Origin of the sequence: Bradyrhizobium sp. B120 (genome assembly GCF_049075665.1) — a bacterium.
In the GTDB taxonomy this organism is placed as follows: domain Bacteria; phylum Pseudomonadota; class Alphaproteobacteria; order Rhizobiales; family Xanthobacteraceae; genus Bradyrhizobium.
The window spans coordinates 6,885,299-6,900,489 of sequence record NZ_CP185242.1 but is presented as its reverse complement, the minus strand read 5'-3'; the positions used below and the strand labels follow the sequence as shown (position 1 = coordinate 6,900,489).

The window sequence follows — 15,191 nt, the reverse complement described above, 5'->3', positions numbered from 1 at the left end:
GCTCTTCACCCTGCCCAAAAGGTTTAGAACGGGAAGCTGCAAATGTTTGGCCGAACTTGCGAGAAAAAGGCTCTTGCAAAAGGTGGGGAGTCCCCTCCGCCCGGGTCGCCCTGGCGCTTGCTACCCCCGGTCTCGCCGACGGGCAGGGGCGCAGGCGCGGAGTGCGCCTTGCACCCATGGAAGCAAAGGAGATCGATCATGTCGGCTAAATCAATTGGAATACCTGATGGAACGGAGGTTCGCATTCCGCTCCACAAGCTCAAGAAGTCGCCGAAGAACGCGCGCAAGACGCCGCACAGCGATGCGGCGATCGAGGCCTTGGCGGCGAGCATCGCGGCCAAGGGTATCTTGCAGAATCTGGTCGTTGAACCGGAGGTCGATGGCGAAGGGGCGGCGACGGGGTTCTTCTGCGTGACCATCGGTGAGGGCAGGCGGCTGGCCCAGCTGCTGCGGGTGCAGCGCAAGGAGATCAGGAGGAGCGAGCCGATCCGCTGCATCGTCGATACCGCGAACGATCCCCACGAAATCAGCCTGGACGAGAACGTCACCCGGGAAAACATGCATCCGGCTGATCAGTTCGAGGCCTTCAGGAAGCTCGCGGACGAGCGCGGGCTCGGCGCGGAGGAGATCGCGGCGCGCTTCGGCGTCACGGCGCATGTGGTGCGGCAGCGGCTCCGATTGGGAGCGGTTTCGCCCAAATTGGTGCAGCTCTATCGTGATGGCGATCTGACGCTTGAGCAGCTGATGGCGTTTGCTATCACGGATGATCATGCCCGGCAGGAAGCCCTCTGTGAGCGCCTGCCCTTTGACCCGGATGCCTCGACCATCCGCCGTCTGCTCACCGAAACCCATGTCGCCGCCACGGATCGCCGCGCGCGTTATGTTGGGCTCGAGGCCTACACGGAAGCGGGCGGCACGATCCTGCGCGACCTCTTCACCGAGGATCGTGGCGGCTATCTGGAAGACGTCTCACTGCTCGATTTGCTGGTGACGGCAAGGCTCAATCGCGAGGCGGATGCCTTGCGGGCGGCCGAGGGATGGCGGTGGACCGAAGCTCATCTCGACTTCCCGCATGCCCACGGCATGCGGCGCGTCTACCCGCATCCGGTCGAGCTTTCGGCGGAGGATCAGGTCGCCCTTCAGGCAGTGCAGACCGAGTTCGACCGGCTGACCGAGCAGCATCAGGCGGCCGAGGAACTGCCTGACGAGGTGGACACGCGGTTCGGCGGATTGGAGGCCGAAATCGAGCGGCTGGAGGCAAAGCGGCAGGCCTACGATCCCGCCGACGTCGCGCGCGGCGGCGCGTTCGTGGTCCTCAATCACGATGGCGCGGTCCGGATCGAGCGCGGCTTTATCCGTCCCGGTGATGAGAAATCCGAGGCTGAAACCGGCCCGGACGGCGACGCCGAGGGGCCGGATGAGAAGGACCGGGGAGGCGAGGACGACGCGCCGGACGGTGAGGACGACGAGGAGGACGAGGACCAGACGCTCTCCGACGCGCTCATTCGCGACCTGACCGCGCACCGAACCTTGGGGCTGCGCCTCAATCTGAGTGAGCAGCCCGACGTTGCCGTCGTGGCGCTTACCCACGCGCTCGCCGCCCAAATCTTCTATGTCGGGGCGGCCGCGCATGTGGTCGGCATCCAGCCGGTGAAGACCGATCTGGCCGCGCACGCGGACGGGATCGAGGACACACCGGCAGGCAAGATGTGGTCGGATCGCCATGCCAATTGGGCGCGGCAGATGCCCAAGGACGTCGCCGGACTGTGGGAATTCGTGGCCGAACTCGACCACGATAGCCGCATGGCGCTGTTCGCGCATTGCGTCTCCCTGACGGTCAATACGGTCAAATTGCCATTTGACCGGAGGCCGCGGGCGCTGGCCGCGGCTAGGCGCTTGGCCGACGCGGTGGCCCTCGACATGACCGCTTACTGGCGTCCGACGGTGCGCAGTTATCTCGGCCGCATCACCAAGGCTGGCATTCTGGCGGCCGTCCGCGAAGCCGTCGGCGGGGAGGCGGCGGAGCGCCTGTCGGACATGAAGAAGGCCGACATGGCGCAGGCCGCAGAGCAGCTGTTGGCCGCAACTGACTGGCTGCCGTCGCTGCTGCGGACGGTCGTGCCACAGGGGGCAACCGACGTGCGAAGCGAGGCGGAAGGCAGCGAACCGCATTCGCAAGCGGCGGAGTGAAGCCTGCGCCGGGGCCGCGCGGGCGGCCCCGGCGGGGTCAAAATTTCGGCCGCGCACCATCAGGTGCGCGGCCTATTTCATGGATGCAAAGCGGCGATTTCCCACGCAAGAGCTCCCTCCGATCGGGGACACGATCCGTCCGATCAACGCCGATTGCGGCGGCCAGGGAGGCCGTATCGCGGCTCCTTCGACCTTCACCAGAGAGGCATAGATCGGGGCCGGGAAGCGCGGATCGTGGCTTGACGGCGCGTACCGCAAACGCATTCGGGCGGACAATTCTGGCGGTACGATCGGTTCCCGTGCGAACAGATGGCCGGGGGCCTTGTGTTGATCCGGCTGGGTCCTCGCTGCGATTGATGCGCGGATGTCGCTTCAATTTTCGACCGATCCAGCTGGTGTCTGATGCGGTGCAGGGGCGGTCACCATGGTCATCCCGTCAGCTCCGTTGTGGGCGCGCTTCCAACGCAGTCACGATTGGGCTGATCAAGCCCGGAGGACGGCAAGGGCCTCGATCGCCTTCCCGCAACAGCTCACGCCTGCTTTTTTCCCCTGCCTCCAAGCGGCGGCATTCCTCGCGCAAGGCAAAAAAAGCAGGCTCTCGCCGTCCTCCGCTGGCGCTGCGGGCCTTGCGGCTGCGGGCCGATCGCTCCCCGGGCCAGGGATCGCCATCGAGGCTGCGATGGACGCGGCCCGAGCAAAACAGACGGAGATTATCATGGCGACCATCGGCATCTTCACCGCCTCCGACACCGGCTACACCGGCTCGATCAAGACGCTGACGCTCAACATCAAGGCCAAGCTCGTTGCATCCGAGAAGGACAACGACAAGGCTCCCGACTACCGCATCTTCGTAGGTACGACCGAGTTCGGCGCGGCCTGGAAGAAGACCGTCCGCGACAGCGATCGCGAATATCTCTCGCTCAAGCTCGACGATCCGAGCTTCCCGGCCCCGATCTACGCCTCGCTGGTGAAGGTCGAAGGCGAGGAGGGATTCAGCCTGATCTGGTCGCGCCGCAGCGGCGACTGACTGGCCGGAACCATCGGCCCCGCCTCTTCGGAGGCGGGGCTTTTTCGTTTCTTGCCCCGCTTTGGGAGAGCGCGGAAAGGCATTTTGCGTTCGGAGAACGGGCTTCGCGGCGGGTCAAAATGCGATCGATCGGACGGATTTTGGGGCGGCGTTTTGGGCTCGGCGAACGGGATTTCGCGTCGGATCGAGGTCCGATTTTCGATCCCGGGGCGTGACAGTGCGCCAGTGTCGCGAAGGGGAATGACGTCGCCGCGCGTGCTCTCTGAGCTCGAATTGGCGTCCGTTTGTTGAGCGAAAGGGCACTGCTTCGGGCCGCTTCGATCAAACACGCGACGGGTCGACTTGGCAGCTTGAGCAAAGCCAAGCCAACCAGGCATGAGGACGGAGCGGGGTAGGGTGTAGGGCAAGATAAAAGCACTGTCGCCGAAAGGCGGCTAAGTGGTTGTCTGCACATCCAAGAGTTGGAGATAGTGCTGGGCGCGATGTCGCCACAACGTATTCAAGTGACTCAGTCTCCGCGTGAAAGCCGTCAACGTGCTGCGTCCGGGTCTGTTGTATGGAAGATTCCGGAATCTCGCCGACAACGGCGCATGCGAAAATTTTCGGAATGAGCCTTCATGTCGATGGAGGCGGCCGAGCGACGGTCGCTTCCAAGGCACGTCAACTGTTCTCAGAACCGCTTCGATCGGCGCTACTATTTTGCATCCATCGAAGCTTCTCGGAGGTAAGTGCGCACTTCGAAAGGACTAGCGAAATAGGACGATAAGACTCGGGTTTGAATTGAGGCTTGACCGTGGGTTCGATCCAGCCTGCAATGTGTCCCTGAACGGCCCGCAGGTTTCACCTCCGATAGGTTTCAAGCATCCCATGTCAGACTGGCTCTCTTCTGCGCTCGATTATATCCCCACATGGATTGACTATCAGCGGGAACTATTCGATCAGCCAGGTGTCTCGCTGGCGATCGCTCACAAAGGTCAGGTATTGCTTGAACACGCGAGCGGCATGGCCGATCTTGCAACCCGCGAGCCACTCACCTCTCGTCATCGCTTTCGCGTCGCCTCGCATTCGAAGACGTTCACGGCGGCGGGGATTATGTTGTTGCGCGAGCGCAATAAGATCCGCCTTGACGACCGGTTGGGTGAGTATCTGGCAAATCTGACGCCGGAGGTCTCTGACGTCACCATTTCGCAACTGCTTTCGCATGTCGCCGGCCTGACCCGCGACGGGCCTGACAGCGGCCAGTTCTCGGACCGCCGGCCTTTCCTGAGCGAGGCGGAGTTTCGCGCGGATCTGTCCGCGCCACAGCCGCTCGCACCGGGCGTCACGTTCAAATACTCCAATCACGGTTTCGCGCTGCTGGGCAAAGTCATCGAGAAGGTAACGGGTGAGCCGTATGGCCCGTGGATCCATGATCAGGTCGTTGCCCCAGCCGGCCTCAAAGAGACGACGCCTGACTTCGATCCGACCGTCTGTAGCCCATTCGCCCGTGGCCACTCGACGCGCCAACCCTATGGCCGGCGCTTTGTGATCCCCGGGGATAATTTGACGAACGATATGGCCTCGGCGACAGGTTTTACGGCAACTGCCGGCGACCTCGCACGGTTTTTCGGCCAGCTTTCTCCCGGCGCCCAATCGAGCATTTTGACTGCAGCAAGCCGCCGCGAGATGACCCGACGCCATTGGCGGGATGCCCACTCACAACTCGAGCGCTACTACGGTCTGGGCACGATTTCCGGTCCGCCGGGACCGTGGAGTTGGGTCGGTCATGCCGGTGGGTTTCAGGGAACGCTGACGCGCACCGTGGTTCTGCCGGAACAAGATATTGCCATCAGCATCCTCACCAATGCCATAGACGGTCTCGCGAACGTGTGGTTCGAGAGCGTGATCCACGTATTAACGACCATCCACGGTCTCGGTGCCCCGGGACCTGAGACGGCTCACTGGCGTGGCCGCTGGTGGACCCTGTGGGGTCCGTTGGATTTGTTGCCCGGCAAAGACAAGGTGCTAGTTGCGGCGTCGGGCCAACTATCCCCATTCTTGGATGCGACCGAACTACGCCCGTCCGGGATCGACGAGGCGATCGTTGCGTCGGCGCAGGCCTTCGGCGATTGCCGCCTCGTTCGCGGGCCTGCAGGCAACATCGAGGGAGTTAGTATCGGCAGCAAGCACTTGGTGACTGAAGACGCGATTAAGTCCGAGGTAGAGCATCGGTACCAACCGAGCTCGCAGGCAACTTAGGTGGCGTTCTGTCGTCGCGAGCCCCTAGCTTAGTCGGCGTTTGCGACCCTGATCGCTCGTAAGTCCCGCGGAGCGCGGCCGCGCGCCTCGAAGAATTGCACTTGGGCGTGCTTGCTGGTCGCAGCAGGCACAGGATCGATGCCCCAAAGAACATTGAGGTCACCATACCGCGTCAACTTCTTTGGCGAACGTGCGGACGCCGCCGCGGCATTTGATGCAAATGAGGCCAGATGACCCAATCGGCGTGGGCAATGGCCAGTTCTGCGCGGCGGCGGATTCCCTCATCCGGTCAGATTGGATCCGGTCGCGTAAGCTGTCACCGTCTCGCGTTCCAACCAGCGCGGCGGCGAATCCCACAACAGCAATTCTGACCGCAACGCGTTTCGCAGACACTAGGGGGTCTAATTCGACCCATGTTTCATAAACTGTAGGACAAGTTCTACCGACCGCTCAAGCCGCTCCAACAGCAAAGCCAAATCTGTCGCCGAGATCTCCTCGAGGTGCAGATTTTCGACTGAAAGCAACTGGGCGATGAGCTGGTCGATCGGTTCTGCTCTCGACGTGGAGCCCGCACTTCCATCTATGCTCGATCTAACGTGTCCGTCGGGAGTGATCGTCATCGCAAGCGTTGACTTGGCTAAGATGGCGGTCTCCACGATCGCTGCAGGTAACTCCACATTGCAGATAATAGCCGTCCGGAGGCGATAGCCGGCGCGGTACGACATGGGACCCAAAGGTCCCAATTCGCCAACCTCCCAAAACGCTTCCGCTATGTCAGTCATCGTGCGCAGGCTTCGGGAGCCAAGTCGTTATTGTGGAAAGCGATCTTGCAGGTGGCCATTGATCCTCGAAGAGCAGCTAGATCAAGCAATAATGTAGACGATAGTCAACATTTGCGGCTAAAAAATGGGACTCAAAGTCCGTGGATCGATAGTCGTCTCCGACGTTCTTTGGGCCGATGCCCGTCGGGAAGGACGATCAAGGAATAATCGGAGTCGTGGCTGACAACGTCAGGTCGCTCAGAAAGACGGCTGGGCTGTCGCAAGAAGAATTAGCCCATGAGGCGGGGGTGGATCGGACCTATATTAGCCAGGTCGAACGCCGCCAAAGAAACGTGACAATCGTAGTCCTGGCGAAAATCGCAAGAGCTTTGAACGTGACACCTGACAAGCTACTACTTGCGTCCTCATCTCGGAGAAGAGGTCCCTGAGCGTGGCTATAAATCCACCTCGCCGCACGGACCGATCCAGAGCGACCAGGATTCGGGCGGCTGTCTTCCCGACTACTAACTATCAATTTCGACAGCAATCCCTTTGTTATCATTACTTTAGGCGATCTTGGATACACGACCAGCCGTTCGCAATCGATGACGCATTGGAGAGTGTCGGCGAGAAGGATGATGCAGACCTGCGCCGCGCGCTTGATATGGCCGATCGCATGGCTCCGCTGCTAGCACACGCGGCGCACGTGCAGGGCAATCCACGCATCGTGAAGCGGTTGCTCAACGTCGTCCGTAGGCGCGACCCGTGCTCTTCCCCGTAACGCTCGGCTTGGTCAAATAGTAGATCGTGGACGTCGCCCACGGCATTCGACGTCTCAGAGTATTGATAGCCGAACGCGCGCACCGAAGCGGCCTCATCAAGGGCGTCAGCATCTATCCTCTCTGCTTTCGCAAGAAACCGGATACCCGCGCTGACGGCAGCATTGGCCTCACGGACCCTGCTGGAGGCGACGCCAGGGTCCATATCGAACTCTTCGTAACGCGAGGCCAGCCACTGCTTATAAAACTCTTCAAGGCTCGCCCAATCGGCGCCAGGCGAATAGCTCGACCCGTGGTCGGAGTGGATGACCTCCGCCGCAAACGCTGTTGGGAAGCCCTTCTGAGCCGTTTCCAGCTTCAGCTTATGGTTTCGCGGTGGCTCCTGACCGCTGTGAACCAAGAGGGCTGAGAGTATCGCGTCCACCGCCGAGTAGCCATCGCTCACGGCTTGGCGCGGTGTGCCGGCAAATCGGGCGTGGTGGGCATATTGTTTGGCAAGGGCCAGTTGCAGCAGAACGTCCTCTTTCACGCAGATTTGGGCTCAACGGGGCTCTCTTTGATGATTTTGGACACTTGGCCACGCTGAAGAACAGGGTGGTCCCGAAATGCACTTTGCTGTGCATCTCGGTCTTGCAAGTCTTTGAAGTCGCAGTAAATGCGAACGCGCTCCGAGCGCACCACAAACCCGCATGTGCCGTCGAGGTTTCTTCGTTCCGCATTTTTGACAATCACCGCGACAGGCGCGGTGTGTGTGCTTGTTGTGCCCAAGCCATTTCTGGGCACACGCTAGACTGAAGCGTTCTGCCGGTCGAGTTCACGGATCAATCGCGATATCTTCGTTCGAGCTTGTCCCATGCATCCTTGGCGACCGATCGTTGGCGCTCCTCGAACGTTGCCAACAAGCCAGATCCGTTCTCCAGGCTGCCGTCTTGCTTCAAGATCGAGAGGATCTGGCTTGAAGCGCGCAATGCCGCCTGCAAGGCGGCATTTGCATATAGGACGATGCCAAAACCCATTTGCGCAAAAGCGGCCCGTCCGGGATCCGGTGTTCGTCCACCGTGGACGATATTCGCAACCTGCGGAACGGGCACTTCGCGGGCGATCCGCTCGAGTTCGGCGAGGGATAGTGGCGCCTCCACGAACGTCACATCGGCGCCGGCTTCCGCAAAGCGCAGCGCTCTTTCGATCGCGCGATCGAGACCCTCGACCGCGCGGGCGTCCGTTCTGGCGATGATCTGCAGGTCCCGATCGCCGCGGCTATCCACCGCGGCCTTTATCTTCTGGACCATCTGGTCCAGAGGAATGACATCCTTTCCGGCAAAATGCCCGCATCGCTTCGGAAAGACCTGGTCTTCGATTTGAAGCCCCGCGGCTCCGGCGCGTTCGAGCACACGGACGGTGCGAACCATGTTGACCGGATTGCCGAAGCCGGTGTCGGCATCGACGATTACCGGGACCGAGACCGTATCTGCCATCGCCGCAACTGCGGCCGCGACTTCCGTCAAGGTCGTTAGCCCGATGTCGGGCGCGCCCAGATGCATGTTGGCAATTCCGGCGCCGGTCGCATAGATCGCAGGAAATCCGAGGTCTTCGGCGACTCTCGCAAACAGGGCATTGGCGACGCCGGGGACCGTAAGCCCCTCCCGCTTTGCCATCATCTGCTTCAGTCGTGTCGTGTTGCGCATCCTTAATGCTCCGTCTTCAATGCTGCATTCCCCAGCGATCAATGGTGCTCCGCTCGATCGCGCGAAAGAGGATCAGTTCGACGAGGAGGCCGACGATGATAACCGCAAGCAGACCCGCGAAGACGCTCGGTGTCTCCAGCGAGTTCTTGCTCTGCAAGATATACCAGCCAAGCCCACCATCGCCGGAGGCAACGCCGAACACCATCTCCGCCGCGATCAGGGTGCGCCAGGCAAACGCCCAGCCGATCTTCAATCCGGACAGCACGCTCGGCAAAGCCGCCGGTAGGATGACCTTGCCGATAAGGGAGAGCCCGGAAAGCCCGCAATTCCGTCCGACCATGCGCAGCGTCCTGGATACGCCGCGAAAGCCGGCGTTGGTATTGAGCGCAACGGCCCATAACACCGAGTGAATCAGCACGAACACGATGCTCGATACGCCAAGACCGAACCAAATTAGCGCAAGTGGAAATAGGGCGATTGCCGGCAATGGGTTGAACATGGACGTCAGCGTGGTCAGCAGGTCGGTGCCGAAGCGCGAGGTGATCGCTGCGACGGCAAGCATGGCCGCAAGTGCTACTCCCGCGATGTAACCGATCAGCAGTGTCTGCAGCGAAGCAAGGACATGACGGGTCAACTCACCGGTCGAAAGACCGGACCAGAGTGCTTCCAGCGTCTGGGCGAGGGTTGGAAAGAGCAGGGGATTGTTGAGCCAGCGTCCGTACAATTCCCACGCTAGCGCCAGCATCAGGATGACCGCGCCGCGCCGCGTTCCATCGATATTGTAGAGTCGCTCCCAGACCGAAAGGCTTCGTTCGGAAACGACGGTGACGTCGGGAACTTCACGTATGACGTCACGCCGCTCCGGCATCGTCGTCGCGTTCGTCTCCATGCTAGTCGACCTCCGCTCTTCGGTCTTCGGAGAACAGCAGACGGTGGATTTTCTCCGACTTCTTCAATCCGCTTGACGGATCGATATCATCCTTGCCGTCACCACCAAGCTCGGCCTTGACGCGGCCCGGATGCGGCGAAAGCAGCAGGATTCGATTGCCAAGCTTGATGGCTTCGCTGATCGAATGCGTGACGAAGATGATCGTCGTTTTCGTTTGCCGGCATAGCAGCAAGAGATCGTCCTGCATCTGCGCGCGCGTCAGCGCGTCGAGCGCGGCGAACGGCTCATCCATCAGCAGAATTTCCGGTTCGACTGCCATGCCCCGGGCGATGGCGACACGCGCCTTCATGCCGCCGGACAGCGCGTGAGGGAAGGCATCGGCAAATTGTGACAGGCCCACTCGGCCGACGAAATCGCGCGCCTTCTTGATCGCAAGCTCCCGCGACATGCCGACGCCATTTGTTAGCGCAAAAGCGACATTCTGCGTCACTGTCAGCCAGGGAAATAGTTGGTCGAATTCCTGGAAAACCATCATCCGGTCCGGGCCGGGCTTGGCGATCTCTCGTCCGGCCAATCGGATGCTGCCCTCGGCGGGATGCAGATATCCGCCGATGGCTTTCAAAAGGGTCGACTTGCCGCAGCCGAGCAGGGCTGACGGGCTGGCGAGCGCCGGTGTCATCGACGCGCTTCAGCTGGTTGCTTCGACACTGGCGCCGTCGTCACCGGAAAGGTGGCTGCAAGGATGTCGTTGATGGCTGTGACGTTCGCAAGCTTCTCGAGGGTCCCGCAGGAATCGAGCAGGATCCTTCCAAGGTTCGGCGCCAGAAGCCCGGCAATGTTGGCGTTGAACTTGCGTTCGATATCACCCCACTTGACCGGATTCTCCGGACTGCCGCGCCGGTGCAGGATTTCGCGTGCGAATGAACGCCCGTCGATGGTCCGCACGCGGACGCGCGCGGCATGGCGGAGAGACGGGCCGCTCGCCTCGAGCTCTGCATCCTCCTCGATCTTGATCTTCGACATGAAGTCCAGGAGCTGCGGGCTCGCGATATCGGCCTCGCCGTAATCTGCCGCGGTCACGTCTTTCTTGTGCGCCATGACGCTGAGGCCGTAATACATGTTCATCTGGGCGGCCGTGACACCGGCGGGCCGGTACGGCCAGGCCGTGTGCACGAAAGTCATGTGGCCGCAACCGACATGTACCTCCGCAATATCCGCCGCCTCAAGCTTCTCCTCGGTAAGGATCGACCGCATCGCATCGAGCGCAGCGTGGATGCTGGTCACGTTGGGATACATCTTGAAGCCGACCTTGCCGGCTTCCCAGTCCTCTCCAATTCCTTCCAGCAAGCGCGAAGGATTTGGCGTGCGTGAGAACGAGCTCAGGAATCCGCCATAGCCGGCTTCTACGACGTCGGATATCCCTGTAAAACTCCGTTTGGCGAGGAGCGCAGCGAGAAGACCGCCTTGCGCCGCGCGGCCGGTATGGAGGCGCTTCACCATGGCGCCTTCCTGCGACGCCATCAGGCCGGCAGCCATCGATCCGGCAATGCCGAGCGCGTTCTGCATCTGCTCGGCATTGAGCCGCAGCATTTTTCCGGCGGTCGCCGCCGCGACGAAAGTCCCCGACGTGCCCTGCGGATGGAAACCGTTCAGAAACAGCGACATCGTCGCGGTATTGCCGACGCGCAGGCCGACCTCGTAGCCGACCGCCAGGGCCGTGGCGATATCCCGTCCGGTGACAGTGGGATCGGCTTCGGCCAACGCCAGTGCGATCGGCACGGCCAGCGAATTGGGATGAAGGATGGATTCCTTGTGGATGTCATCCATCTCGAAGGCGTGGCCGGCGGTACTGTTGACCAGCACCGCATTCGTCGTCGAGGTACGATGCCCGCTTCCCCAGATCGAGGCGAGCGGATTGCCCCCTTCCTCTCGCGCCAACTCGCAGACCTTTTGCGTCCAGGGCAGGGTCGCGCCATGCAGGCACACGCCGAGCCCGTCGATCAAGCTAAGCTTGATGCGTTCGATCACCTCGGTTGGGATGTCGGCGAATCCGGTTATGGCGGCGAAGCTCGCGAGTTCGCGCGTGGCGTGAGGCAGAAGGGAGGGCTGTGAGCTGCTCATGAGGATCTTTTCTTTGAGGATGCGTTCCGGACCGGTTCAGCTTCCGGCCAAAGCATGGCTTTCCGGATAGAAGAATTGCTTCCAATCGGTGACGTCCTGGCGGATCAGGCCGATGCTCTTCATGAAGGAAGCCCAGCGGGCGATGCCTGAAGGAGCGATCGAAAAATGGGTGTCCTTGTCCGAGAGGATACGAAGCATCATTTCCTTCGGCACCCTGGTGGCGGAGGCCTCATTGTAGAGGTCGGCGGCCGACTGCGGATCAGTGGCGATCAGGTGATTGGCTTCATCCAGCGCCTCGACATAGGCCTTGCACAGCGTCGGATTGGAGTCGTGGAAGCGTTTCGGCGAAGCCGACATCACCAGTGTCATGTCGCCTAGGATGTCGGCCGAGTTTGCGATGCGCCGGATATTGGGATTGTCGAGCTCCATTAACGAGAACGGGGGTGAGGCGACATGGGCATTGATTTCCGTCTTGCCGCTCAGCATCGCCGCCGTCGCATCGGGATAGGGGACCGCGACGGTGAATTTATCCAGCTGTGCATAATTGGCGGGACCCAATTCGTGAGCGACCATCATTTGCAGGATTCCGGCCGGTAGCGAACTCCTCACGCCGGCGACCGCGATCCTGTCTCCGGAACCGAAGTCGGTCAGCGTTTTGATCTTCGGATTGATCGTGTTCAGATACATCGGCGTCGAACTGATGCCGCTGAGGCCGGCAATCTCGGCCGAGGGATTGCCGAGCGCCTTCGACCAAAGGATCAGAAAGCCGGGCGTGCCGACGGCCGCCACATCTAAGGTGCCCGACAGCAAGGCATCATTGATCACGTTCCCGCCGTCGAGGACCCGCCACGTGACTTTGACGTCGCCGAGCCCGAGCGCGCGGGCGTGCTTTTCGATCAGCGCATTCCTCTGCATCACCATCTGCGGCAGATAGAGGACGCTGTAGCCTCGCGACACGCGGATTTCACCCGCCTCCGCCGCTGCCGCGTGGCTTATTGTCGTTAACGCCATGGTGATGCTCAGAGCGAGCGAGGCGGTCAGTGCACGCAGCGCGATCTTCATGGGTCCTCCCGGATTCTTGTGGTTGGTTCGGTTAAAGCTTGCGGCCCCTCCTATGTCCAATATATTAAAGGGCGGGGTCCGATACGTTTTGGATATCGCCGATGGAGCTGCGCCATCTTCGTTATTTCGTCGCCACCGCGGAGGAGTTGCACTTCACGCGCGCGGCACAGCGCCTTGGCATCGCGCAACCGCCGCTGACCCAGCAGATCAAGGCGCTGGAAGCCGAGTTGGGACTGAAGCTGTTTCATCGCCTGCCCGGCCGCGTCGAATTGACGGATGCCGGCCGCGTATTCTTCGAGGATGCGCAGCGTATCCTTGACGGAGTCGGCCGCGCGGTGGCGCGAAGCCAGTCAAGCGCCAAGGGCATGGTCGGACGGCTCGGGATCGGATTTACGGAGTCCGCTTCCTTCAGCACGCTGGTGACGTCGTCCCTCCAGCGCTATCGGCACGACTTTCCGAACGTGGAATTGTCATTCGAGGAGGCCCGTACCGCGCAATTGGCGGAGCTGCTGCGACAGGGACGCATCGATGTGGCCTTCGTCCGGCCGCCGGTGACACGAGGGAACGATCTCATATTCCGGCCGCTCCACAGCGAGCGAATGGTAGTTGCCGTTCTCAAGCGTCATCGCCTTGCGGGACGAAGATCGCTCCGGCTGATCGAGCTGAAGGGCGAAGAGTTCATCCTCTATCCACGCGCGACGCGCCTCGGTCTTTCAGACATGATCCTGACGGCCTGCGAGAGAGCCGGTTTTAGTCCGCTGATTGCCCAGCGTGCGCCTCAGATATCCTCGACGATCAATTTCGTTGCCGCGTCGCTCGGCATCACCATCGTGCCCGAGTGCATGATGACCAGCCGGTCCGACGCCGTAAGCTATGTGCACTTGAGTTCACCTCGTCTCTGTGCCGACCTTGGCGTTGCTCACCGCAGCAACGAGGGTTCGTCGGTGGTCACGGGTTTCATCGACAGAATACCCAGTGGCTCGACTTCGGCAGTAACGTTCGGAAGCCACATGCAGGAGCACGGCGTCTAGCGTGTAATGTCTTAGCTTCACTCGTAGCAAGTCACTGCGAGCTCATATGGCCTTCGATATGCCGATCGGAGGCCATTCTACTGCTGCGTCTTTGCGAAATGCGCGCAGCTTTGTCATGGGCTGTCCGCGAGAACGTCCCGCGGCACATAGACCAGGCCGTCCATGATGCGGCGTGCCGTGCGGCTGAATCCGAGCGCCTCGAAGGCGACCCCGCCGGGAAGGTTGGCCGGCCTCGCCGACACATTGACCGTCATGACCCCGAGCGGATGTCCGATCCGCAAACGATCGGACTGCGCGGCCAGATCGCCGATGGTGCGATGGACGATCGAGCCGAGGATCCGCGACGCCGCCGCGGTACACATCGATCCCGTGCCGGCCATGCTCTCGTGGCAGCGGTTGTACCAGACCATGCGGCTGCGCAGATCGGTCGTCGCCGCATCGACCGGCTGCCCTCGCATGTTGGTGTAGGGCGCGGGCGGGGCAACGATCATCATCAGCGGCAGTGCCGGCGACTGCTGGTCGACCTCGCGCCAGTCGCTGCAGAAGCCGATGGTCTCGGCTGCCTTGCCGCGGATCTCCCTGAGCCGATCGATCAGATCAGGATCGGAGGCGAAGCGCTCCGGCAGCTCGCTGCCATCGAGGCCGATGGCGTGCGCCTCGACGAACACCGCCGGATTGGCGACGTCGCAGATCGTCACCTCGAGCCGCGCGCCGGTTTCCAGCGTGATGCTGTCGACCGCCCGGCCGGTCGGCAGCATCTTGCCGGTCTTAGCGCCGATCGTTCCCGCATAATCCATCCGGATTTCGGCGCCAGTGCCGGGCACGCCGTCGATCGCGAAATCGCCGGCGACCTTGGCGCGGCCGCCGGCGACCGGCACATGCGCGACCAGGATCTTGCCGGTGTTGGTGTTGTGGATCCGCACCCGCGTCACCGGCTCGGTGATCTCGACAAGACCGGAATCGATCGCGAACGGCCCGACGCCGGCGGAGATGTTGCCGCAGTTGGAGCTGTACATCACGAGGTCGCGGTCGAGCACCACCTGGGCGTAGGTGTAATCGATGTCGGCATCGGGCCGCGCCGAGCGCTTGATGATCGCCATCTTCGAGGTGATCAGGCGCGAGCCGCCGAGCCCGTCGATCTGGAGAATATCGGGTGTTCCCATGATTCGCTTGAGCAGGCGATCGCGGGCCGCGCCGGGCGGCGGAATGTCGTGCTCGAGCAGATAGACACCCTTGCTGGTGCCGCCGCGCAGGATGGTGCAGCGAATGGCGACCTGATCGGGTTCTGTCATGGGATTGGTCCTGTTCCGCTCACGCGGAGGTGCCGCGTCGGTAGGACATGATGCGGGCGCGCGGGTCCACCAACAATAGCAATCGGCTGATCGATTATTCACGCCGCCGGAACAAT

General features: G+C 61.6%; 12 protein-coding genes. 5 read left to right on the top strand and 7 right to left on the bottom strand.

Annotated features, from left to right (window positions below):
* Nucleotides 1–198: 198 nt before the first annotated feature.
* From ACOIX3_RS32040 to ACOIX3_RS32025, 4 genes are all read left to right on the top strand, one after another.
* Nucleotides 199–2,190, top strand: coding sequence for a ParB/RepB/Spo0J family partition protein (locus tag ACOIX3_RS32040; RefSeq protein ID WP_420965990.1), 1,992 nt, complete (start codon nucleotides 199–201; stop codon nucleotides 2,188–2,190).
* A 715-nt stretch (nucleotides 2,191–2,905) separates the two neighbouring features.
* Nucleotides 2,906–3,217: a DUF736 domain-containing protein gene (locus tag ACOIX3_RS32035; RefSeq protein WP_420965989.1), complete on the top strand. Its 312-nt coding sequence runs from the start codon at nucleotides 2,906–2,908 to the stop codon at nucleotides 3,215–3,217.
* 867 nt (nucleotides 3,218–4,084) lie between these two features.
* Entirely contained in the window at nucleotides 4,085–5,455 is a 1,371-nt protein-coding gene (locus tag ACOIX3_RS32030; protein ID WP_420965988.1) for a serine hydrolase domain-containing protein, read from the top strand.
* A gap of 958 nt (nucleotides 5,456–6,413) precedes the next feature.
* Nucleotides 6,414–6,665 (top strand): helix-turn-helix domain-containing protein, encoded by a 252-nt coding sequence (locus ACOIX3_RS32025; RefSeq protein ID WP_420965987.1) that lies wholly within the window; start codon nucleotides 6,414–6,416, stop codon nucleotides 6,663–6,665.
* Nucleotides 6,666–6,777: 112 nt separating this feature from the next.
* Here the strand turns inward: ACOIX3_RS32025 and ACOIX3_RS32020 are convergent, their stop codons facing one another.
* From ACOIX3_RS32020 to ACOIX3_RS31995, 6 genes are all read right to left on the bottom strand, one after another.
* Nucleotides 6,778–7,524, bottom strand: coding sequence for a hypothetical protein (locus tag ACOIX3_RS32020; protein WP_420965986.1), 747 nt, complete (start codon nucleotides 7,522–7,524; stop codon nucleotides 6,778–6,780).
* Between the two features lie 292 nt (nucleotides 7,525–7,816).
* Entirely contained in the window at nucleotides 7,817–8,680 is an 864-nt protein-coding gene (locus tag ACOIX3_RS32015) for an isocitrate lyase/PEP mutase family protein (protein WP_420965984.1), read from the bottom strand.
* Nucleotides 8,681–8,696: 16 nt separating this feature from the next.
* On the bottom strand, nucleotides 8,697–9,569 hold the full coding sequence (locus tag ACOIX3_RS32010) for an ABC transporter permease (RefSeq protein ID WP_420965982.1): 873 nt from the start codon (nucleotides 9,567–9,569) through the stop codon (nucleotides 8,697–8,699).
* Nucleotide 9,570: 1 nt separating this feature from the next.
* Nucleotides 9,571–10,248, bottom strand: coding sequence for an ABC transporter ATP-binding protein (locus ACOIX3_RS32005; RefSeq protein WP_420965979.1), 678 nt, complete (start codon nucleotides 10,246–10,248; stop codon nucleotides 9,571–9,573).
* Nucleotides 10,245–11,690 (bottom strand): MmgE/PrpD family protein, encoded by a 1,446-nt coding sequence (locus ACOIX3_RS32000; RefSeq protein ID WP_420965977.1) that lies wholly within the window; start codon nucleotides 11,688–11,690, stop codon nucleotides 10,245–10,247. Before ACOIX3_RS32000 ends, ACOIX3_RS32005 begins: the two co-directional genes overlap by 4 nt.
* Before the next feature lie 36 nt (nucleotides 11,691–11,726).
* Nucleotides 11,727–12,752 carry an ABC transporter substrate-binding protein gene (locus ACOIX3_RS31995; protein ID WP_420965975.1) on the bottom strand — a complete coding sequence of 342 codons (1,026 nt, stop codon included), beginning with the start codon at nucleotides 12,750–12,752 and terminating at the stop codon, nucleotides 11,727–11,729.
* Nucleotides 12,753–12,853: 101 nt separating this feature from the next.
* On the opposite strand from ACOIX3_RS31995, the gene ACOIX3_RS31990 reads away from it, so the two are divergent.
* Complete coding sequence (locus ACOIX3_RS31990; RefSeq protein ID WP_420965973.1) at nucleotides 12,854–13,783, top strand: LysR family transcriptional regulator; 930 nt, start codon at nucleotides 12,854–12,856, stop codon at nucleotides 13,781–13,783.
* Between the two features lie 113 nt (nucleotides 13,784–13,896).
* On the opposite strand, the gene ACOIX3_RS31985 is transcribed toward ACOIX3_RS31990, so the two are convergent.
* The gene (locus ACOIX3_RS31985) at nucleotides 13,897–15,075 is read right to left on the bottom strand and encodes a 2-methylaconitate cis-trans isomerase PrpF family protein (RefSeq protein WP_420965971.1); all 1,179 of its coding nucleotides are present in this window, start codon (nucleotides 15,073–15,075) and stop codon (nucleotides 13,897–13,899) included.
* Between the last annotated feature and the right edge of the window lie 116 nt (nucleotides 15,076–15,191).